Annotated in this window: 15 protein-coding genes and 5 tRNA genes; 6 read left to right on the forward strand and 14 right to left on the reverse strand. The window is 41.4% G+C overall.

Annotated elements, in window-relative coordinates:
• Positions 1–126: 126 nt before the first annotated feature.
• The 6 genes from BLT41_RS12905 to BLT41_RS12930 all read right to left on the reverse strand — a co-directional run bounded on the left by BLT41_RS12905 (position 127) and on the right by BLT41_RS12930 (position 6299).
• On the reverse strand, positions 127–1215 hold the full coding sequence (locus BLT41_RS12905) for an HprK-related kinase B (protein WP_092161821.1): 1089 nt from the start codon (positions 1213–1215) through the stop codon (positions 127–129).
• Entirely contained in the window at positions 1215–2087 is an 873-nt protein-coding gene (locus BLT41_RS12910; protein WP_092161822.1) for a GAK system ATP-grasp enzyme, read from the reverse strand. The genes BLT41_RS12905 and BLT41_RS12910 overlap by 1 nt, the downstream gene beginning before the upstream one ends.
• Positions 2088–2111: 24 nt before the next feature.
• On the reverse strand, positions 2112–3764 hold the full coding sequence (locus BLT41_RS12915) for a PhoU domain-containing protein (RefSeq protein ID WP_092161823.1): 1653 nt from the start codon (positions 3762–3764) through the stop codon (positions 2112–2114).
• Between the two features lie 97 nt (positions 3765–3861).
• Positions 3862–5004 carry a hypothetical protein gene (locus BLT41_RS12920; RefSeq protein WP_092161824.1) on the reverse strand — a complete coding sequence of 381 codons (1143 nt, stop codon included), beginning with the start codon at positions 5002–5004 and terminating at the stop codon, positions 3862–3864.
• A 10-nt stretch (positions 5005–5014) separates the two neighbouring features.
• Entirely contained in the window at positions 5015–5545 is a 531-nt protein-coding gene (locus tag BLT41_RS12925; RefSeq protein WP_092161825.1) for a GAK system XXXCH domain-containing protein, read from the reverse strand.
• Between the two features lie 217 nt (positions 5546–5762).
• A complete protein-coding gene (locus BLT41_RS12930) occupies positions 5763–6299 on the reverse strand; it encodes a hypothetical protein (protein WP_092161826.1) in 537 nt (178 codons plus the stop codon).
• Between the two features lie 393 nt (positions 6300–6692).
• Between BLT41_RS12930 and BLT41_RS12935 the strand changes: the two genes are divergently transcribed.
• The 4 genes from BLT41_RS12935 to BLT41_RS12950 all read left to right on the forward strand — a co-directional run bounded on the left by BLT41_RS12935 (position 6693) and on the right by BLT41_RS12950 (position 18606).
• The gene (locus tag BLT41_RS12935; protein ID WP_092161827.1) at positions 6693–9269 is read left to right on the forward strand and encodes a vWA domain-containing protein; all 2577 of its coding nucleotides are present in this window, start codon (positions 6693–6695) and stop codon (positions 9267–9269) included.
• An 18-nt stretch (positions 9270–9287) separates the two neighbouring features.
• The gene (locus tag BLT41_RS12940; RefSeq protein ID WP_170830373.1) at positions 9288–12662 is read left to right on the forward strand and encodes a tubulin-like doman-containing protein; all 3375 of its coding nucleotides are present in this window, start codon (positions 9288–9290) and stop codon (positions 12660–12662) included.
• Positions 12663–12725: 63 nt separating this feature from the next.
• Complete coding sequence (locus BLT41_RS12945; RefSeq protein WP_092161829.1) at positions 12726–14846, forward strand: hypothetical protein; 2121 nt, start codon at positions 12726–12728, stop codon at positions 14844–14846.
• On the forward strand, positions 14839–18606 hold the full coding sequence (locus BLT41_RS12950) for a hypothetical protein (protein WP_092161830.1): 3768 nt from the start codon (positions 14839–14841) through the stop codon (positions 18604–18606). The genes BLT41_RS12945 and BLT41_RS12950 overlap by 8 nt, the downstream gene beginning before the upstream one ends.
• 48 nt (positions 18607–18654) lie before the next feature.
• Here the strand turns inward: BLT41_RS12950 and BLT41_RS12955 are convergent, their stop codons facing one another.
• Complete coding sequence (locus BLT41_RS12955) at positions 18655–19542, reverse strand: LysR family transcriptional regulator (protein WP_092161840.1); 888 nt, start codon at positions 19540–19542, stop codon at positions 18655–18657.
• A 93-nt stretch (positions 19543–19635) separates the two neighbouring features.
• Here BLT41_RS12955 and BLT41_RS12960 point away from each other — a divergent pair, with 93 nt between their 5' ends.
• Positions 19636–20055 (forward strand): hypothetical protein, encoded by a 420-nt coding sequence (locus BLT41_RS12960; RefSeq protein ID WP_092161846.1) that lies wholly within the window; start codon positions 19636–19638, stop codon positions 20053–20055.
• A gap of 87 nt (positions 20056–20142) precedes the next feature.
• Here the strand turns inward: BLT41_RS12960 and BLT41_RS12965 are convergent.
• From BLT41_RS12965 to BLT41_RS12995, 7 genes are all read right to left on the reverse strand, one after another.
• Positions 20143–20220 (reverse strand) — tRNA-Glu (locus tag BLT41_RS12965).
• A gap of 18 nt (positions 20221–20238) precedes the next feature.
• Positions 20239–20313: transfer RNA gene (locus tag BLT41_RS12970), tRNA-Gln, on the reverse strand.
• A gap of 327 nt (positions 20314–20640) precedes the next feature.
• A tRNA-Glu gene (locus BLT41_RS12975) sits at positions 20641–20718 on the reverse strand.
• Between the two features lie 109 nt (positions 20719–20827).
• Positions 20828–20905 (reverse strand) — tRNA-Glu (locus BLT41_RS12980).
• 21 nt (positions 20906–20926) lie between these two features.
• Positions 20927–21001: transfer RNA gene (locus BLT41_RS12985), tRNA-Gln, on the reverse strand.
• Positions 21002–21073: 72 nt separating this feature from the next.
• Positions 21074–21421 carry a hypothetical protein gene (locus BLT41_RS12990; protein WP_092161847.1) on the reverse strand — a complete coding sequence of 116 codons (348 nt, stop codon included), beginning with the start codon at positions 21419–21421 and terminating at the stop codon, positions 21074–21076.
• Between the two features lie 36 nt (positions 21422–21457).
• Positions 21458–21961, reverse strand: coding sequence for a DciA family protein (locus tag BLT41_RS12995; RefSeq protein WP_092161849.1), 504 nt, complete (start codon positions 21959–21961; stop codon positions 21458–21460).
• A gap of 250 nt (positions 21962–22211) precedes the next feature.
• Between BLT41_RS12995 and BLT41_RS13000 the strand changes: the two genes are divergently transcribed.
• Positions 22212–23123 carry an ArsR/SmtB family transcription factor gene (locus BLT41_RS13000; protein ID WP_092161851.1) on the forward strand — a complete coding sequence of 304 codons (912 nt, stop codon included), beginning with the start codon at positions 22212–22214 and terminating at the stop codon, positions 23121–23123.
• Positions 23124–23135 lie beyond the last annotated feature (12 nt).

The following is a 23135-nucleotide window of genomic DNA, read 5'->3' on the forward strand; positions in this document are numbered from 1 at the left end:
CGATTCAGTTGGACAAATTGTAAGTTAATTTAAGCGTTATATGAAGGTTATAATTACTTAAGTTCTTTTGTTAAGTGTATTTTGTAGATAATTGAAAAGTTAATCGATTAAGTGGCAGGCAGAGTGCTAAATCGTACCGAGCTGCATGAATTTGAGACAGGCATCGGTGGCCTTCTTAAAATCCACACCGCCGCTGATTTCTATGAGTGTTGTTTTAGAAAGAATCGCTGCGTATGCGTCTATATCAGGATCTTTTCTTTTATCCGACGAATCAGGAAGGTAGAATAATCCTGATTCTTTCATGAAGGCAGGGAGCAGATCTTTGCGTTTCATGGGATCAACAATTTTAATGACAGTTTCGTTTTCATCTCTCTGCCAATTCAAAATAACTAATCCGCTCATTGGAGCGCGAAGAATAAATTTGTTTTTGCCGTAACACTCATCAATTAACGCATCATATTTATGTTCGAGATTCCATAGCTCCGCTTTCGGAAGAGCCATAAATTTTTCTCTGTCATTTTCAGCAACAACGTGGATTAAATCTGGGTTGTGCAACGCTGTCCCGGGATTTATTCTGGGCTGTTTAGCCACTCCGTAGACAGTTATTCCAGAGTTGCTGTTTTCAATCATGACTCTGTCATTGCTGATAAAAGTAGTACCTTTACTCATTAAGTGTAGAGCCAGAGTGGATTTTCCCATTCCTGAGAAACCGGCAATGCCGATGCCGCGTCCGTTTTTAAGAACTCCCGCAGCGTGCCCCAGCAGGCAGCCCTGATTGAGTTTGTATTCTATAAAGCGATTATTGATGAAGTTTATGACCTGATTGGAATTTTCAATGCAGGGACCGATAGCAATGTTTTCCCCGTGTCCGAAGGCGAAGATCATTCCGGTTAGACTTTTGTAAACAACTCTTCCGTCAGCAAGGTCTGCATGTTCATTTTTAATTTTTGTTTTTCCAGCATCGGGTTGTTTAACAACATATTTAATCCCAAGGTCAACGGGCAGGCAATCGTGAGCAGTGATAAGAATTTCTGCTTCTGCATCCTCAATCAGGAATTCTTTAAAATAATTTTTGAGGTATGCAAGCAGTGCAGTGCTGTTTACTCTTGTTTCAATTACGCAGCCGTCGAAATCGATGAAAAGAGATTCTGTTGCCGGAAATTCTTTGCGATATTTTTTAACTATTTCAGATCTTGTGATTGTATTTCCATTCATTATTTTAATTTCTCAATTGCATAATCAGCATACATGGAAGCTGCGTCTATTTCCCGCGCATCAAGCAGTCCCCTGAAACCTCCGAAGGCTGATACTTCAAAAATGAAAGGCCCTTCATCAGTGAGTGCAACATCCACGCAGGTGAAGTCCAGATTAAACAGAGATTGTGCTTTGCGGGCAAGTTCGATTATTTCTGCTGGAGGATCAACGGGAGCGTATTTTCCGCCGCTTAACGTAGTGGTATTCCATGCGTCATTTGTTTTACAGCGAGCGTATGTTGTTACATATTTTCCGCCTAAAAAGACGATTCCCAGATCACTGTTTTTGAGATCGATAGTCTTCTGAATGTACATGGTTTTGTATTTTTTGCTGTATTCTTCGATAGTTTCGCGGGCTTGCGGATTAGGCTTAAGCAGAAACATGCCGCGGGCCTTGGTGCTGTATAGAGGTTTGAACACTGCTTCGCCGTATTCCTCAACTGCCGCAAGTGCATGGTCAATATCTTCGGTGATAGTTGTCGGGGGCATTGGAATATTACCCAGTTGCAGCGATATCGTACAGGTTAGCCTGTCCAGCACTCTTAAGATACTGTACGGGGATGAAAATATTTTAATTCCCCGTCCTTCGAGCAAACGAAGCATTTCGAGGCGATCAAGCAGCACCGGTGAATACTGCTTGCCGATTTTTTTTATGATAATTCCGTCAAGTTCAGAAAGATTCACTCCGTCAACGAAGGCTTTGCCGGATGGAAGATCGAGGCGCACATCTTCCATTTCGAAGAGCATTTTATCCTGACCGGTTTTGCTGGCGACAGCTTCGGCCAGTTGTTCGGATGACCATGCCCCTTTTATTCCGATTACTCCTATTTTCATAATATATCCCTTACGTTGCTTGGGTTAGTAATGAAGAATATCTTCAGGCAGTACAAAGTCGTTCCAGTTACCGTTGTAGCGGTTTATTTTTTCAAGAAGGAATATGGAGCGATTAAACATTTCTTTTGCAAATCCGTAATTGAATTCGAATCGTGTCGACGTATAGAAGGAGCGTGCTAATGCCAGAGTTAATCTTGCTTTCCATGTTGTATCGTCATTTTCCAATGCAAATTCTTCTGTAAAACTATAAAATCTTGATATTACAGCATTGATTTTATTTCTTATGGGCCGGTCGAATATGGGCATGCGGAAGCTTGATACAAGAAATACAGAAATATCTTGAATATAGTCAAAGTCTCTTGATCTATGGAGATCAATGAATCTGATTCGTTCATCTGCGTTGCTGTAAACAACGTTGTTGCAGTTGAAATCTCCGTGGATAAAAACGGTGAACGGAGCGGGAAGATTCTTCTCAACAGACATTGCTTTATTAATGAGATCTGTTGCGGAAGTTATGTCTACAGACCCCTGTGATCCGGCAAGGGTGTTGAATTCGGGATGAACTTGCAAAACTCCGGGCTGGCGGGATTTGAGCTGTTCCATATAGGTGGTTGGAAACGGACCTGTCTTGATGGGTTTTTTCCAGATATGGCGCAGTGTCTGTTCCAGAGTGAACAGTCCGTTCTCAAGATCGGCATCGTCAGAGGTGAGGATCATTGTATCCAATGTGCAACCCGGCAGAAATTCTACCAGCATAGAGCCTTTATTTTCATCAGGAGATTCGTGATAGCCGAAAATGTCAGGAACCATGCCCGGGAAATTATTATTCCAGAGTTTGAGGTTATCGCGTTCCTGTTTGATTTTTGCCAGATTTCCTTCTTTATAAATACTTCCCTGCGCAACCGGAGGACCGTTTTCTTTATCTTTTGCTTGCACATGTCCGATACGGCATCCAGAGCGGGAGCCCCATATTCCTTGAAAATCAATGTCTGAAAACGAGCCGTCAAAGCCGGAAACGGTCAGAGTATGCTGTAGTGATTCAAATTGTTCAATCTTGATGCGTTCTCCTAAAATAGAGAAGATAATTGCTTCCCCGATGTTAAGGAGAGAGTCGCCGATTCTTTCAAGATACCGGAATATGAAAAGGACTGTAACTAAGTCCGGGATATTTTTTCCGCTTCCCATCTCCGCCATAATGCGATTGAAATTGTCTTTATACAGAGAGTCGAGGCTGTATTCTGATTTACAAATTTCAAGAGCTAAAGGCATATTATCTTCGTTGAAACCTTTTTCAATTAAAGCGGTGGTTTCTTCGATTATATCGAATGCTTCCGGGTTCTCGAATCGGTTTACAAAATTTTTGTCTTCAAGATAAGCCATCTGGTTGACTATGTTGACGCAGTAGTCACCGATTCGTTCGAGGTTGACTGATGCTAGTTGTATTGCTCTGATTTTATTCAGAGATTTGTCGTCCAGTTCAGTATCTTTGTTTATGCGAGAATAGCTTTTATTCTCGATGATGGTTTTAAGATTATCAATATGATCATCTCGCGAGGTAATCTTGCGAAAAAGCGCGCGTGAGGGGGAATTTACAAATTTTCTAGTCGCGCCGATCTGGGTTTTTACTTCAAGGACAAGAAATTTAAAATTTTCATCTAAACCTTCAAATGTCATCATAATCTGGGCCTTATGTTTAAGGTTTTTGTTGTGACATCGTCAGACTTTTTTTCAACGGTCATTTGAGGTCTCCATGCGGTCTACAATCGGGAATAATTTATCCAGCCAGCCTTGCTCTGTATTCATCTATCACAGTTTGTCTGTCTATTCCGGCTATGATCAGTCTTTTTCTGATATTCAGGTCGTTCCATGCCGGTTGCAAACCTATTTCGCGGGCTGCTTTTGCCGGGTCCTGCGTGTCTATCGGTTTGGTTTTTTCGCTCATGTGGCAATCGTCGCCCATGAATATCAATATTTCTTTGCTTCCGGCCCGGCGGTTAATGTTTTGCTCGTTTACAACTGAGATCAGAAAATCAGTATAGCGCTGGGATTGGGGATTCCACGCTTCAATTCCATCCACGTCATACTTGGCAAGCAGTATGGGCCAGAATTCTTCGGGATGGGGAATTACAACACAACCTCCGAGTGAACGGGCTTCTTCAATTATTTCGGTAGCTCTGTAGAAAAATTTTAAGGAAAAGCCATCCTTTACAAGTATTTTAACTGCTTTTAAGTAGGCCTGAATTCTATTTATGACAGTGTTGCCGTATTTCGGGCGCAGTGCATCAAAATAGTTTTTAATAAGCTTATTTTTGATTGAAGCTTTTGGAACATCCGACCAGTTTTCGTCAAGCATGGTTTGAATTTTGGTTACATAAATTCTAACCATTTCAACCAGCGCTTCGTCTGCTCCGGTTTCGCGTGCGGCTTCGTGCACTCTTTTTTCATTGGGTTGAGTGATAGAATCCATAAATTCGAATAATTGCGATGTGCGGTACTTGAACGTGTGCGCCAGCATGGATTTTAAAACGTGAGCGTTTTCAACCTTCTCATTTTCAAAATGAAGCAGTAATTGAACTTTTTGATTGAATCCACTGGCATAACAGTCAACCTCAACGCCTGTATAAGGACCGTAGCTCATAAGTTCATTATGCTGCGTGGGGATTAACAGATCATCCGTTCTATTAGGGAACATGGCTTCTATTCGCTGCGAGATGAGGTTCATGGGAACAAATTCAGGGTGCCAGTGCACGGCGAGAACCTTTTCCTGTCTGTGGTGGATTTGAGAAGGAGTTACGATTTGTTTAATCTGCCAGTCGGCTAAATCAACGGAAATAACCGCAGAGAAAATTTCACGATCTTCATCTGTTATTTCCGGGGAAATCTCAATCTCTTCAACGCACACTTGTTTTGTATTCATTTTAATCTTCTTATTTATGTTGAGAATGGCAGTGGGCTTTAATGTTGTTTAAACTGTCACATGCTTTGTGAGCTTCTTCAATATTATTGTTCTCGACAGCATTTTCAAAAGTGTCACAGGCGGTGATGTATTCTTCATAATATTCGTCACCGTAACCTTCGTAGGTAACCATCAGCTTAGAGTCTTCTATGAACTGGCTGACAGTCTCTCCGGGAGGAAATGAACCTGCGTGAATGGTCTTAAATATTATTTTGAAAGAATCTCCCATCCGCTTTTTAAGACTGCTGTATTTGAGTCTGCCGGAAATACCGTCATCCGTTTTCTGCTCGTCCGATTCGTAAGCAGGTTTGGCTTTAATTTTGATAGTTGTCTGTTCTAAATTGTGACTGATATTGATTTTAAGTTTTTTAAAGCCAGCCATGAAAGTGAAGCCGGGCATGTCCTCTGATTTTCCGGTCTCGATAGCCTCAGCCATTTTACGAAGGAAGTCAGGAAGCTCATCCGGCTTTATGAATTTTTCAATCTTGTTTTCTTTACCCATATGTATTCACCTCTCAAAAAAAATCTCAAAATAAGCCGTGATGATAATATTACACTGAAACAGATGAGAATTGCTATCCCTAATATTATATGCGGCAGGTTGAATAGATGCGTGGAAATATATAAAAAAAGGCCCGGAATCTCATTTGAAAGATCCGGGCCGTGAAAGGTTGATTTTGAATTGATAAATTCATCTTCTTGTAATTACGAATATCGGTTTAGTTCTCTGCTATGGCCAGTTCTTCCAGATTCTTTTCAGTTTCGTGCTCGATTGTTGTTTTGATCTTCATGGCAATTTCTTTTTTGCGCTTAAGATCAGCAACTTCCTGCGGGTTGTTTTTTGCGGCTTCTATTTTAAAATCATACTTATAAGCAACACTGATAATTTGATCTTTTTCTACCAATTTAGTGGCGATAAAAACGATTTCCTTTTCTGAAGCAGGTAACTCTCCTGAAAAATCAAGTTCCCAGTGTGCGTCAGCTATGTCAGCCACTTCTGGATATCCGAGCTTCCTGAGTTCTATCCCCGCGAGTTTGTCATGGTTCGGGCCATGTCCTGCAACGTGGCACAGCAGTGCACCCGCTTTGATCAAAGAGATGTTCGGGCCGCTGTCACGCAGCCATTTAAGATCACGCCCTATCCGTAAAGCAACTGTTTTAACAAGTCTGGCACTTACAAGCTGATCTTCAGGAAGTTTGAAAACTTCAGTTAGCAACCTTTCGCATTCTTCTTCACTTGGGATATTTTTTTTCATGTTCCACCCTTAGTTCAATTTAGTGCGCGAAGACTCTCAAAAAAAAGGGTTGTTATCAAGCAAAATAAGAGGTGTGGCGACAATTGAAAAATCTTTTTAATTCGCTGATTTAATTAAGGTTTAATTTAATGAGGCTGTAATCATTATGTTTATTTAAATTAACTTTGTTTGTTTTGTATGGAGGCCCCTTTGTTATATATTTTATGGCTCAGTTTTTAAATAGTTCAGTCTATAATTTAAAATTCGTTGTTTTAAGTTGACCTCTGATTAATTTGATAATATTACGCTTGATAAATAAGATATTAGCTTGTCTTTGTGTTTTTATAGTCATAAAGCATCTTTGTGAAGTTTTATATAGGTTTTGCGTTATAAAATGTCTGTATGGGGTGAGGGATGATCTCAAATAAATATTATGCCTGTTTGTTGCTGGTACTGATTTATGCAGGATTTGCCTGTCCCGCACAGGCGAGAGTCGTCTCAGTTGTTTATGATGATTCTATGAGTATGTTTGGTGGTTTTAACCATAAGTTTGGTTATCAGAAGCCCACAGATCAGTGGATATATGCGAACTATGCACTTCAGACTCTTGCGGCTCTTATGCACAAGGAAGACACCTTAAATGTTGTCCGTATGAGTGCCGTAAATGCAACTGGCCCCACAAAAATTCCTTCGTATTCAGGTGATAAGGTTTCTTCGGCAATTAGCGATATTCGGAATTACGGTTGTGGAGGCAAGACTCCTTATAAACCTGTGAGTGTCGCGGTTGAACATTTTCTTGCGAGCACTCTTAATGATTCCTTGCTCAAGAAGGTTAAAGAAAATCGTAAAGACTGGCTGATAATCATTACTGACGGCGTTTTTAACAATCAGTCTAAAAATGTTGCTTTGGATATTGAGAAATTTAAGGAAAAAGCAGGTAACGATTGCAGGGTTATTTTTTTATTGATCGGTTCAGATGCAAGCGAGGCTCTTTATCAGAAGTGGCGGAAGGAAGTTGGCGGGCATGTGGATGATCTTATAAAGGTTTCCACAGCGGGAGGTGGCAAACATATCCTTGATGCGATGAAAAAAGTTGCAGCCCGTATTGAAGGGCGTGATGAGTTTGAAGATAGATTCCCGTCGAATTTTTCCGGTGACAAATTTGAATTCCGGTCAATATTTCCATTACTTCGCGTCAGTGTTTTACAACAGGTTTATGGAAGTAATGATTTTTCAAAACCTCAGAAATTGATTGCACCTGATGGAAGAGAAATTCTGTTCAAAAATGTTGAGATAAAAAGTCCTCATAAAGAAAAAATAACATCCTCATCCGGAGTTGTTTTGAAAAAGGTTTTGCAACGGGATATTTCAGGAATTATTTCAATAGCCGGAAACGGTGAAAGGGTTATGGGGCCGGGAACATATCAAATAGATTGTCCGGGCAGATTTACTTCCTCCACTTTAAAAAAATTACTTATCGAGACGGCTATGAACTTTCAGCCTGAGTTGCAAGTAGAGGGGCGGGGAGTCGTAAAAGAGAGGGAAGGCAGTTATGTCTTATGTCGTGATGACAGGTTCAGAATTTATGTGAAATTTTCAGATTACAAAACCGGAGATCATATAAAACTTAGTGCTGAACAAGCTGCACAGATAGACGTTCATGTTCTTGACAGCGAAATGACCGCAATCGGAAAGCGTTTTCATTTTGATAAAAATTTGAATTTATTCATTTCGGAGTGGCAAAATGTTTCCTCCATAAAAGGAGCTTCTGACCGCAAGGAGATATCTATCCGAGCTGTGTCACAAGGATATTTTCACCTGAAATCCGGTGTGTTCAAGATTAACGCAAAAGAAGGTTCGCGCGAGGTAGTTGCAACCCTAAATTCGCCCTTGGTTAATGTTCCTTATAAATATTGTGATGTTCCGGAAGAGGTAGGTTCTGTTGCTGTTGATATCTCGAAAGGAGCGGACAAGGGCATGGTTCAACTGTCAGCCAGAGATCTTCCTGAAGGCATAACAATCAGTTCTCGAAAGAGAGCAGGGGTGACCGGTTGTTCCTCTGAAGTTCTGTATTTTCCGGGAAATCCTGTTGCAGTATATTTGTATCGGGATAAACAGTTCACTCTCTCCTCACCGACAGATGTCTCCGTAGATATTCAGTTTCTTGATGATCCCGCAATCAGACTTAAAAATAAGAATCTAAAATTTCAAATTGTTCCGCAAAAGAGAAATCTTGAGTTTGTGCAGAGCATGCCTTTTTGGAATGGCAGTGTTGCTGTGCCCGAAGAAGTTGCCCCTCTTATTCTGCAAATTCGCGAAGACGGGCAATCTATCGATTTAAAACATGAAAACTGGGAGGTTGAACCTTCCATTAATGATGAGCTTGAATTTGCTGTAATGCAAGATTCCGAGGTTCCCGGAGGTTATGAGATAGCCCCGGTCTTCGGTATGCTTACTCCGCCTTTACCTGCTTCTGCCGGAGAGTTTCCTGTTCAGCTTAATTGGAAAGGTCCGTTTCCCGGTGAAATTTTATCATCAAACATCATACTTTCAATGAACGATGCTGATTGGTGGGCAAAATATAAAAGCGTGATTGGCTGGTTCTTGCTTATTTGTTTTTTGAGTTGGTATGTCTGGAGATTGCTTACTAAGCAGCGATTCGCAAAGGATGCCAGAATAAAATCGGAAGTTAATCGCAGTGGAGTACCTCCTAAATTTCATACAGAATTTTTGAGCAGGCAAGGAGTTGGTTCTTTGCTTGTTAAATGGTTCTGGCCGTCTGTTGCTGAGGTGAAAAATATTAGAGGTGTGATCTTTAAAGCCGGAATGAGTCCTGCAAGTATTGTAGTTGATAAATCCTGTCAGAATAAGGATATGTTTTTGGCGGGTATGCCTCTGGATTTCCCTAAGCGAAAAGATCAGAGCCTGTCTCGTTGGTCTTCTCTCGAGGTTCGTGGAAATAGTTCAATCAAAAAATATCATTACGAATAGATAACTACGGAGGCTAACGTGGAGTTTAGTACAGTTCCAACTCTTCTTATAGGTTTAGGCGGAATAGGGTCACAGGTTGTAGATCTGATTTATGGCAAAATTCCTCCGGCTATGCACGATAGGATTGCTGTTCATGCTTTTGATACCAATATCAATGACATAGATAAGTGTTCTAACTTGCGAAATGTAATTACTCAGACCAGCACGAACTGGACTGTCGGTAACTATCTTGAAATTGCAGACAGTTCTGTCAACGAATGGTTTCCAAGTGATGTCAGAGAACTTAAGCGTAAGCTTTTGACTGATGGAGCAGGGCAAGTTCGTTGTGTTTCAAGGTTGGCGTATCGCGCGTCTATAGATGATGGGAAACTTGCGAAACTGCATTCTCAGATACGGGATATTTTTCAGGCTCGTGGTGACAGGGCTATGCCCAGTGTCAGGGTTATGATTGTAACGTCTCTAGGCGGCGGGACTGGATCAGGAATTTTCTTACAGACAGCAATGTATGTCCGCGACATTCTGATGAATGAGTTTAAGAAAAATGCTGTGCTGGTTCGTGGAGCTTTTCTGCTTCCTGATCCTTTGATTCAGAGCGGACTTCTTGATGAAACTCATCACGAAAATGTCCGGGCGAATGCATATGCGAGTCTTAAAGAGCTTAATGCTATTACCATAAACGCCGGAATCGATAAGTCTGATAGTGGCGGAGCAACTATCGAGCTTGAGTATAAGCCCAGACAGGAGGATCTCGACGGTCGGCAATCTCATGTCGTAACTGATGATAACCTTCCTTTCGATTTTTGTTTTTTATATGATTTTGAGAATGAAAGAGGGGAAAACCTTAAATTTCTCGATAACTACATTAATCAAATGGTTAAGACCATTCATCTTCAGTTGTTTTCACCTATCAGCGGTCCTTCTTTTTCGGAAGAGGATAATTTCATTCTTGGACTGGTCAGTGAAAACGGGCTTAACCGTTATTGCGGGGCCGGAGTTGCTTCCCTTGTTTATCCTTATAAAAAACTTGTTAGATATTGCGCCCTTCGTTGGACCGATGAGAGCTTTTCAAGTGAATGGTTGCGACTTGATAAAGAATATGACGGAGAACTTGAACAATATGAAAGAGACAGGCAGGCGGGAGTTGGCGGCGAGCGTCCGAAGTTAGGGAAAAGATACCTTTCTCTTGTTGATAACTATGCAAAAGATAATAACCCTGATCCTTTCTTTTTAAGTATTTATGACGCTGTTCATATTCCGGGCGAAAGAGCTATTGATACAAAGCCTCGTTCCGAATTGTTTCTGGGGAATGTAGATAAGTTGATTGAACAGATAGTTAAGGATGATAAAGACCTAAATTACATGGAACAGAGTTGTGTTCTTGATAATGGTCAGATGACCAGAGGGGAAAATGTAATTTCTGCCGTAGAAGATATGGAAGGACATCTTTCAGCATACCAGCGGCAGGTTTTTGTTTCAGTCAGAAGCAACAAAAGTTTTATCATAAATCAGACTGTAAGAAGCGGCTGTGAAAAAATGGTTAATTCAGATCACAGTCTGAATACCTGGATGCTTAATCGTCCTTATCCACTTCACCCTGTTGCAGTCCGGTATGTTCTTTACAGCTTGGAGGAGTTGCTCGAGGTGAATTTGAAAAAAGTTCGCGAGCAGGTAGCGCAGGTTGAAAAAAATATAGATAATTATAAAAAAGCTTATAATTTGAGTAATAAAAGAGATATTGTTGAAACTATTGAAGATAGATTCCGCAACCTTGAGAATATTTCATGGTTTTCTAAGCTGCTCGGGCGTAAATTCAAAGCTTTGGTTATTGAATATAAGGAAAAATCTTCGAGACAGCTCAATGGACTTAATCTGTATCGGCAAATTAAGCTTAAAGAGTTGGTGTATGAAGAGCTATTAAGCTGTGTGCGTGATCTTTTGCGGGATTGGAAAGATTATTTCGATCAGTTGCGTTCTATTAGAAACGGTCTGCAAAAAGAAATAAGAGATTGCTCTAACGAAAATGAGCGCAATCAGGATCCGATGAATGTTTATGTGCTCGCGTCTGCTGAAGACAAGGAATCCATGTGGAAAGAGCTTCGGAATTCTGTAGCAAAAAGCAGTGAACTGCCTCCGGATTTCCTCAAAAAAATTTATGAAGATAGATATAAAAGATTTTGCGGTAATCACTTTGGAGGTAAGAGAGAAAGATTCTCTAGAGGAATAAATTTCGGTGAGGAAATAGTTTCGTGGTGTGAGAATGAAATTATGGAGTCGGGACGTTTAAGTTACAATGTTCTGGAGGCCTTAACTGAAGAAGCCCGCTCTCGAAATATTGATCATGATACTCATTTGAAAGAGCGGATTGCAATTTTGGAACGTCTGGCTTCTCCATTCGCTCCCGAAATTTCAAAGGGAAAAGTTCAGAATCAGGAGTACTGGGGTATTAATTCTAAAACTCTTGACGGTTGTTCCGAAGACTGGGTTAAAGATAATTTCGGGGGTAACAGCAGACTTGTCCGGGATGACTCTTTCCCCGAAACTGAACTGATTCGCTACACTGCACGATATGGTTATCTTGCTTCTGATTTTACTAAGTTCAAAGCCTCTGCCCCCGGATCAAGCGGGGCAGACGGTTCATATCATACTGCGTACAAGCGCAGAATAAAGCGACTTGTAGCTGGCGGCGACACGATTACCCCTCACTTAGATAAACGATGGCATCTTCCCGCATATATGACCGACCTTAACAGTGTTACAGGGGCGGGAGATCTAAAACTCAGTAATGAAGCTTTTCTGCTTGGTCTTGCCTTTGCGCGCTTTAAAAGCCGCACAGAAGGCAGCCGGTCTTTCTGGGAATGTCATACTGTTGATAAAGAAGGTAATGAAGCTATCAAGTTGGTTTATAAGGGCGGAACTCCGGTTGCAGGTGGTTTGTATGATTTGTACGAAGCCCTCCCCCATAATCCGGGACTGGTTTACTCAATATCAGATTGGGCCAATGCTGAAATATCCAAAGTTCCTTTTAAACGTACCGGCGGAGAGGTTGAAAGGTCATTCAGTTCAAGATCAGTCGAGTATTCCCCTGAAAAAATTACTATACTGGATGCCATTGCGAGCTTCGTAAACGAGAGACCTGCAATGCCTGAGGAAGAATTAGAGAAGAAAACCGTAACCCTGATGAATATCCTTTTTAATTTGATAATAAGGACTAAGGAAGCTCAGAACGGGAAGACAAATGATGCAAAAAACAAGGAAGAAACCATAATAGAGATAAATGATCTCTTAGCAAATTCTTCGATTTATTCACAGTACCTTTCAGAAGGGACACGCCTCGGTCGAAACTGGGATGTAAAAGTTAAAAGTTACCAGAAGACTTTGGAAGATATCTTTTAGAGATGATCTTGTCCTGAATGTATACAGAAAAGAGTCTGGCTCTATAAGAAAGGGGAGTTTTTTGTGCAAACCGTTGTGCTTGATTTTTATGGTGAAATTACGTCGATGGCTGAGTTTAAACCTTATTTGTATCCACTTTTGTCCTCCGGTGAGCTGAAAATGTTTTGGGAGGAACGCAGTCCCGGCGAGGATGTTAATTATGAGCTCAGCTACAAGAAATTATTGCAGTATTTACGGAGATTATCTGTAAAAAACTGGCAGGCAATAGTCGTGCTTGGTGTTTCGGAAGATGTGGGTAATTATGATGAAGATATAAATCCCTGTCGTGGATCGCTTGCTGATCAGATTACACGGGTTCAGCATAATTTGTTTTCTCGGCTGCAAGGGAAATTAAAGTTCTCTCCTGTGCGTGTCAGTTATATTGTTGTCGATCCAGTCAGCAGGCAGGGGCATACTCATGCTCCGAGTAATGAAAGTGATAAAAGCTACTTGCATTGGGAAATGGATACGCGCGGGTATACTGTGTTAAACGAAATACCTTGTACTTTTCACGATAGCGATCTCAAGAATCTTGCCGCTTTAAAGCCGAATCTTGATTTCAGCAATGAAGTTATAAGTGAGGGAATTGAAGGGTTGAGCAATGAGTTGCGAGATGAATTAATGCTTTGTTGTAATAGCTATATTGATTGTGTTTCTGATGCAGCTACGCGTGTGGAGCAGGAATGTAACGCTTCTTTCCCGGGTGAAAATGAGTATCTGTATTCGAAAAAAGCTGTAGATCTTAATGATAACTTTAAAGAAAAGCTGCTTGCCCGTCTGGAAGTCGATCCACAGGCCCTGAATGCACTCAAACCGGAAATTATACTTAAAGAATTATTATACGATTATTACAGTGTCGGCGGGATTATGGATGAAAGAAGCTGCTGCGTCCGGGTGCGGCAGGCCGATTTCAGTGCACCGAGGCACAACTCGACACAGTTCAGAGTGGGGGTTGTGATTCTTTTGCTTTTAGAAATAGGCGATGATGGCAACATGCTGGATTCCAGAAGTTTTCTTTCTTTGGGAGATAATATTGATATTAACACCGAACTGGCCGGGACAATGCTTGACCGTTATCTGCATGCACTTGAGTCTGCTCGAGATTCTGTGAAAGTGGATAGCGTCAGGGCAGTTCAAGGCAGTTTCGCTTTGCAACGTACTCCCGAGTTTCATTTTGAAGAACCGAAGTCTTCACTTCTTCCGCCGCCGCCTTTAGGGATAGATGTTTCTGATTGGAAATTTTGGTGGGAAGATTTTAATATTTCTCTAATCAGTGAACAGGATCAGTATAAAAGCTTGGATAGAGAAAATGTGTTTCAGACAAAGCGTGCTGCTAAGAACGTGGAGACTTTGGATGTCGATAATATCGAAACAACCTTGGAGAAATTCAAGGAAGAACGCGAAAGTATGAAAAGGCAGGTCGCCCGAAAAGCTTTTTGTGACTTTAATCTGGACTGGAAGAATGAAACTCAATCGCTGATGGATAAGTTGATATACAGAACTGAGATTTTTTCAGGTAGTAAAATGCTTCTTTATTACGGAGGATTACTGACTTTGTTTGTCTTGCTGATGCTCTTTCTCGGAGGAGGAGACTATCAATGGTACATGCTCGGTTGGTGTTCTTTTTCGATTCTGATAATGATTGTTTGTTATGGCGGAGCCAAGGTGAAACTAAGGCGAGTGCATAGTGAATTTGAAGCAAGAGCAGAGTTTTATAAGGGTCGATTATCTGAAATTTTGAAAAGTAATATGGCTCATTTGAAAAAGCAGTGCGAATTTGCTGTTGTTGCAAATAACTATCGGAAGCTTCTTAAGGAAGTTAGTTCGGAACGCCGCCGGAAAAGTTTAATTTTATATCATGCCAATAAAGTTACGGATCATATTGAATTAATGCGTCCTTTGGCTGATATTTGGAAAACAGACGTGAATATTGTCAATTCAGATGAATTTATAGATAAAATTGATTATGACCGTCCGGTTGATGAAAATATTATATATTCCCCTTCAACATATATTCCCGGTGCAGCGTCTTATAATCTTATGATTAAACGCGGACACAACACTTCTATGGTGACCTATTTCCCGTTTGAACTTGTTACCTTGGAAGAAGATGGAATGTTTGAGGGAGGAAAAAAATATGTATAACTATTTGATACCATTTGCCGTAGGATTTGTAAGTTTAATAGCAGTATATGTCCTTTCCTTACCTCGCAATTGCCGCTACTGGATGCTTCCTCTTGTATATTTACTTTTTGGAATTACGATTCTTTTTTATGCGTTGCCACGGGTGGTGCCGGGTGCTCTAGAAAATATTGAAAGGTCATTTGGGGATACCCCGGGAGGCGTGGAGATATTTCTTCTATATTTAAATGCTGGTGTGGTTGCGCTTTTGGCTGTTGTTATGGGTTTTATACATATGGGTATTTTTATATGTGGAAAGATTAAGACATTCAGCGGTTTGTCATTCCTGTCCAGAGTGTTTCGCCGGGTATGTAAAAATGAATTGTTTCTTGATGATTACTCCTTGCAAAAAGTAAAAAAAATGCCTCTCGGGTATAAGAAAGGTATTCAGGGTAATATATTGATGAACCCTGAATTTAAGATACTGGGACTCTTTCTGACGACTCTGGCTTTATTTTTTATAGTGGCATCACTTGTCGCTCATAAGGTTGCTCCGCATGGTTTGTTTGAATCAACCGTTCTTAAGTATCCGGTATTTTTAACTCTGACATTTTTTATTACCGGGCTTTATTTTTCGGGGGAGAGTAAAGAAAGTAGAACCAGCTTTACTCATGAATCCAGTTCCGGGAAATTAACCGGTAAGTGTGGAGAGTTTTTTGATTCTATAGGCGCAGTCTTCTGGCGCAGTATTCTTTATAGTAGCGGCGTTAACGAAAGTCGTGTCAGGATAGTTGCTGACCAGTCTTCAATGGTTACTGATAGACGTTTGGCATCGATAATCAGGTCTATAAGTGGCTATTTCCCGCGTGGATTTAACGAAATGCACAGAAAGTTGCTTGAAGCTTTATGGGATGGGAAAGACCTGCTTGTTGTGAGTGGAATGTATGATGAAGTTGCTCCTATTCTTTTTACAGGCGTTCAGCACGATATACAGAGGCTTAATAAAATAGTTGTTTTTACCAGTTCATTGCAGGGGTCCATTCAGCGTCAGGAAGAAGAGGCGTGGCTTACCCGCTGGCTCGAAGATGGATCGCTTTATTCTAAAAATGCAATTGCAATGGTTGGATTTGATGATTTTACGGGACAGGAAGATGTTCTGATCAGTTGTCCCAATGAATTATTGTTAAAGCGTCTGGACACCGTAAGAGATTGGATTGAACAGGTCAGTAAAATTATTGTACTTAATCTGGATGAAAGTGTTTTTTCAAATATTCTGCCTGCGGCATCAGTTCTTAGAATTATACGTGATATTCGCGGTGATGATTTGCAGATGATTTTTCTTACAGACGATTATGATGCTTCGATTAAAGTAGTTGCAAGAGCATATCTTGGAGGACATCCTGAAAAATTTACATTCAGAGGTAAAAGACCTGAGTCGTATTGTTATAGATTTTTTGATCTGAATGATTCCAGCAATTACCTTAGGGTGTTGGGCGGAGTATGTGATTATGTTTCTCCTGAAAATGGTCTTGCCGCCTATATGTTGTCTTCAGCAATTCCTTCTGTAGAGATGCAGGGATTTAATAAAACCGCATGGAGTGAATTTGTCAGCCGTATGGATGATGTGGAATCTGGAGATTTAAACAGAGGTTCTTACAGCAGCAGGGTTGCCATTGCGACTCGTCCAATGCTGAGAGCGATAGGCGATGCTGCGATAATAGTCGCAAGGGACGATTCTTATAATTTGCCGTTGACGCTTAGTAAAACACTAGAGGGTGCCAATAAGTATATGATGGCGAATGTTTTCAGCCCTCGCTATATGCTTCGTGATTACTTCCTTGAATATATTGATTTTTTCATGGAGAATCCTCTGCAAAAATTTGCTCCTCTACTTAGCAGGGATAAGACAGGGGTAGCGTTGCTTGTGTATGAAAGACTTCGTGTTGAAGAGATGGATGAGAAAAGTATCCGGCAGTTTGTTGATTCATTTTTTCATACTGATGAGCTTGCCGGGGCGACAGTTGATGACAACCTCAGATCTGTTTTTAACTATGCCTATAATAAAAAGTCTGACATTTCGTCTTACTTTACTATTAGAGATGAGATGGTTTTTGATGACGATTTGAATGATTTTGTTTCATCGGCTAAATATAAAATTCCACACGAAATGTCAAAAGACTGGGCAATGGCTCATCGTGAAATATTTAATTTCAATGATGCTTCCGGCAGGACTATTAAAAAAGTTTTTGGGCATCAGATTGTGCAGAATTATCTTCCGGGTCAGGTTCACTGTTATAACGGGGAAGCTTATAAAATTTCATCCATCAATAAAGCAGGGAAGTTCGTTAATGTTGAGTATGTTCTTCCTGATGATGAACGGAGCTATAGGCATAAGGTCATAATTGAGTGCCACGGATGTAATGAGGTGCTTGCCTGCGAAAATGATGGGAAGAGTTTCGGACATTTTTATTTTAACAGTACTATTGAAGATTGTTTTTATTCTATTAAAACTGAGGGTTATTTCCAGTTCAGTGACGGAGTTAACCTCGGGGTTAATAAATTTAAATATATTCCCATGCACGATACGTTAAAACGTACCATGAATCATGGTAGACGATTACGTTGGGAAATTTCTTCAGAAGCGTCACATCCTCTTGATGCCGACTCAAAGATTTCTTTTACATTTGCAATTTTGCTGAAAGAAATATTACAGAGCATGTTCCCCGATTTACATCAATATCTGCATGTTATTCCGGTTCGACCTCCTGAAATAGGAGGTGATCCGATTGCCGAAAAGTTACAACTTGCTACGCGTATATCAGCTTTGCCTCACTTTGAAGAATCCCTTGAGCATGGCGGAGACGGGCGTATCGGCATTGAAATTTTTGAAGATTCTATCGTGGATATGGGACTTTGCAGGGCTATTGAGGCTGGCAAAGATCATATTTTTGAAGTGTTGGAGGATTATTTGTTCTGGTATGAATCTCTTGAAGATAAATCAGAAAGTTTCTTGTGGTATGGACAAGAAAAGGAGCCTGAAGTTCTTAGGCTGAAAGAGTTACGTTCAATAATTTCAACGCTTATTGAAACCCGTCATCAGACAATACGAAAACGTCGTGAAGCCTTTCTGGAAAGAAGCGTAGCATCTGAGGGGGGTAATTATGAATGTGATTTCTGTGGCTGCCCTATTTCTCCGGAACTGTTGTGGAAATCAGATGATGGAAGAGTTTGTTGTGGTAATTGTGAACGGTCTGCGCGGATTAAGAATAAAGATGATTATAGGAAAAAATTGGAAGAGATTTCTTGTTGGATGTGCAGTAAATTTGGCTTGGATGGTATAATTGATTCTTGTCATGTCCACATTGTAGATCCTTTGACTTTGTCAAAATGTGTAGGGACACTTTATAATCCTTGTTCAAAGCTTACACCAAGAAGTCTTGGAGCTGCTGTTCGATATAAAGATGGTTCAGTCAGAATCTATATTGAAAATTCAATGCCTGAATATCTTGCTCTGTCTACCCTAGTTCACGAACTGACGCATGTTTGGCAATATGATAAGTTCGGTAGTGATCTTGATGGCATTCCGTTGCGGCTGGTTGAAGGTCACGCAATATGGATGGAGATTAATTATCTTGAGGAAAAAAAGCTGGGGCCTTTTTATGCGCAGAGGGTTGCTTCAGCGAAGGATCTATACGGAATTGGATATCGTGAAATAGTGAAAGAACTTAAAGATAAGTATGATGACCCTTTTCAGCTTATGCGAGATCTGGTTATTAAAGGATAGAAGGAAAAAATATTATAAAAAAGACCGATTCTGATTCGGTCTTTTTTTTTATTCTCTGACTTGTTCTTTGTAAAAAGATAGAAAGTTATCAATCAGCGGTGTAATTCTATTTGGGTTCCATATCATCCCGACTTCAAACGGGGGGAGATCTGCCTCAATCGGTCTTAGGGCAACTCCTTGCGGCATTGTGCGTTCAGAACCGTCATTAATGATTGTCCAGCCTAAGCCTGCGGCAACAAAGACTGTGCCAGTGTGTTTTCGCCGATATTTCATGCCTAGTTTTAATTCCAGTCCCGCCTTCAAAAAGAGTTTTTCCATCTCTTTCACTCTCATTTTACAATAAGATTCCCGACTGCATATGTAAGGAAAATCAGCCAGATCTTCTAAGGTCAGGATTTCTTTCTGTGCCAGCGGATGGTTGGTCGGGATAGCTGCGCGGGGATTGGTGCACTGCACTACAACGTGGGAGAGATCTTGAAGATCCATCAGATTGAGTGTGACAAATCCGACGTGGCGTGATCCGTCGCGGACCGCTTCAATTTGCTCATAGCTGGTTTCGTCATGTAGTTCGACATCAATGGCAGGATACTTCCGTATAAAGCGTCCTACAATGTCAGGAAAGGCCGATGAGAGCACAAGGTATACAAACCCGACATGAAGTTTTCCTGCGGTCCCGTCTCCCATAGCTTGAAGGGTCGCCCGTGCCCGTGAGTCATTTTTCAGCATTTCCTTAGCTTCATCAAGAAAATATTTTCCAGCTTCGGTCAGCTCAACCTTGCGGTTAGTACGGTTGAACAGCTGTGTTCCAAGCTCTTCTTCGAGGCTTTGAATCTGTCTGCTTAGCGGTGGTTGCTGTATATGTAGACGTTCGGCAGCTTTTCCGAAGTGAAGTTCTTCCGCGACCGCTTCAAAGTAACGCAGTTGGCGCATTCTCATATGATACCTTTTAGGTATTAATAAACCGTTAAATGGTATTGGATTTGTATCATAACGTGCCATACAACATATCAAACAGCAAGGAGGAGTCTAATGAGTTCAAGAAGTTTGAGAATTATTGTTAATTGCCTAATCTCCTGCATGATTGTCATTGTTATGGTCTGTTCAGCTTTTGCAGGAGAAGAAAATAATATTACCGGGATGCTCGTAGCTAATGGTAAAAAATGTAACTACATCGCGGAGCAGGCCGAGGGTAAAGTTTATATTGTGTATGCGGATGGCGAGAGAATTCTTCTGGCAGAGGGTTTTGGGGTAATTACCGGGCTGGCTGTTTCTCCGAATGAATCTCTTTATGTATTTTCGCAGTCGAAAAAAAGGCTTTTCAGGATAGATCAGCGCGGTAAAGTTCAAATGGTAAAAAAAATGGATGAAGCGGTGCGTGCTATTTTGGTGGACCGGGATGGAGTGGTGAGGTTTGTTACTGATGCAGGAGAGAGCTTTACTGTCCAGTAATTGAATCTTTTAAGATTCTATCTTTTATATATGGATGGCAAAAAGAAAGCTCCTTACGTTTAAAACGTAAGGAGCTTTCTTTTTTAGTGGCGTCCCCAAGGGGATTTGAACCCCTGTCGCCGGCGTGAAAGGCCGGTGTCCTAGGCCAGGCTAGACGATGGGGACGCATCTAAAAAAAGTTGCTGGTAGGGACACAAGGACTCGAACCTTGATTGACGGAATCAGAATCCGCTGTCCTGCCAATTGAACGATGTCCCTGCAACGAGAAGTTTTTCTATGTGGATTGTGTCATTCTGTCAACAACTTATATTATTAATTTTGAAGAAATGTGAAAGTTAGTTAATCTAAATAATATTAGCGGGTTGTCTGTAATGTTAAAAATCGATTCTAAGCCGTTTTAGTCGTAATATGGATGAGTATCCTTCTGTAGTCGGTTTGAGATAAGGACGGGGATTCTCGAGGCCGTCAACAGGGGCGGAGATCATGGGTAGGTCTGTTGCTTTTGTGGTGTGAGCGTTGAAAGTGTTTTCGGCTGCAAAACGAAGAAAGGACTGAATCTTGCGATTCAGTCCTTTTTCAAATTCGTGGCGTCCCCAAGGGGATTTGAACCCCTGTCGCCGGCGTGAAAGGCCGGTGTCCTGGGCCAGGCTAGACGATGGGGACGCATCTTAAATATCGTACCTGCTTCTGTGAGCCTGATCACATTGTTGAAGCGGGTTGTGTTGCTGTCAGCTCGACTCTATTGGCTTAGCGAGTCTTCATGTTTTTTGATTGGCGTCCCCAAGGGGATTTGAACCCCTGTCGCCGGCGTGAAAGGCCGGTGTCCTAGGCCAGGCTAGACGATGGGGACGCATTATCAAAAACATGTTGCTGGTAGGGACACAAGGACTCGAACCTTGATTGACGGAATCAGAATCCGCTGTCCTGCCAATTGAACGATGTCCCTGCAACGAGAAGAGTGTTTATTTGGATTAGCTCTCGCTGTCAATAACAATCTTCAAATATTTTGAAAATAAGCTTAAACTGCTTTCGCCATAGCGCGGGTGCGTTTTTTAAGCTTGTTGATTTTGCGACGTAAAAGAGTGCGATCCTTGCGAGATTCAACTTTAACTTTGTCTGCACGCATGGTTTTGATCTGACCTTTGATGGTAAGGATCTGATCTTTGTAAGGGGATACTGCGCCTTCTTCTTCAACGATTTCAAGAAATTCTTTAACGTTGGTGATGATGGTGTCTTTGTCCATTCCAGATACGCCGGCAATCAAAGGCATCTTGTTGATGCAGAGTTCGCGGAGTTCTTTGGTGGTCAATTTGTCAAGGGGTTTCTTAAGTGCAAGACTTTCGAGTGTTACTTTTTCTTCGCTCATGATATTCTCCTTAGTGCCGTCTCCGGCTATGAAATCTTATGAATTTTCAAACAGACGGACGTACTTCAGATAACATCTGCCGACCGCCGATTCTGGATCAAATTTGTCTTTCATCCCGCCAATATTTTCGGGCTTCTTGATCTTGGGTCTTTGGATAGGGGTTCGCTTTAATTTGTACCCGTCCAATGGAACCCTGCCGTTTAACAGCTCGAATAGTACTTTGTCAAAGACTTCTTCACCAAAAAATGAATTAATTCTTAATAGAATCTCCGGGGCGAAGTAAGAAAGTTCTTGCGCCGCGACTGAATCTTCTGCTGCAAGGATCAGGGTAGTCTTGCGGTGACCAAGTGGTTTCGCGAATTCCGCAAGTTCTCCCATCAGTTCCGGCCAAGCTTTCCACAGCTTTGGAATCATGAGCTTGTGGTTACCGTCAAGGACGGAAACAAAGTCGCTCATGGCCTCGCCCATAGTGCGTAGCGCACGTTGGCGTGGATGGAAGTGCCTTTTTCTTGGGCCGGTGTATTTTGCTTTTCTAACCATAGTCTAGTCGTGAAAAAAATGTTAATTCAATAAAGATTGTCTATACATTAAATGCGCTGATTGCAATGTATTCCATGCTGTTTAGCTTATCAAAATAATCATCATATATGATGTGAAATGTTACCGCGCTGTATATTTTATTTATTTCTGCTTGACGGTTCTTTGGGTGGTGGGTATTGGTTGCAAACATTGCTATATAAAGATGTTGTTATATTGTTACTTTTTATGTCGTTGCATGGCGAGGTTGAGGATGGAAATATTAAAATTCAGCAAAGCGTTGTCCGATGAAATCAGAGTCAGATTGCTGGCTATGCTTCGTGATAACGAGCTTAACGTTGGTGAGGTCGTCCAGGTTCTCGGGATGTCTCAGCCACGGGTTTCGCGCCATCTTAAGATTCTTCATGAGAGCGGTTTGCTGGAATCCAGAAGAGAAGGTTTGTGGAATTTTTATCGCCTTGCTCAGTCCGGTGCAGGCCAGCGATTTTCTGATTCTATCAGCTGGCTGATTGAAAATGAGACTGAAGTTTTAGCTGATAAGCGCCGTGTTATTGAAGTTCTGGCTGAACGCAACATGGAAACACGCAAGTTTTTTGATGAAATTGCTGAGGACTGGGAACACCTTCAGCGTAATGTTTTTGGTGATTTCAATCTTAATTCCGAATTGCTTGGTTTTATGAAAGACTGTTCGGTCGGGGTTGATCTCGGATGCGGTAACGGAGCTTTTCTTGGCGATATGCTGGTAAAGTGTAAATCGGTTATAGGTGTCGACAGTTCCCGCAAAATGCTGGAGCTAGCTTCCAATCGCATTGGTGATAATCCTGAGGTCAGTCTTCGTATCGGTGAGCTTACTCATTTGCCGCTTCGCGACTGGGAAGCTGATTTCGCTGTTATTTCAATGGTTCTGCATCATTTGCCAAATCCTGACAGGGCTGTTTCGGAAGCTGCAAGGGTTCTGACTCGCGGTGGCAGGTTGGTTGTTGCAGATTTTGTCATACACTCTAATGAAAAGATGCGCACCGAATATGGTGACCGCAGACTTGGTTTTTCAGAAGAGGAACTTCGAGGGTGGATGGATGAGGCCGGACTCGGCACTATTACAACTCATCTCTTCCCTGTGAAGGAAGGACTTACTGTCTTGGTTTACGTCGCAGAAAAACAATAGTGGGCGTGCAGC

Origin of the sequence: Maridesulfovibrio ferrireducens, from assembly GCF_900101105.1 — a bacterium.
GTDB lineage: Bacteria > Desulfobacterota > Desulfovibrionia > Desulfovibrionales > Desulfovibrionaceae > Maridesulfovibrio > Maridesulfovibrio ferrireducens.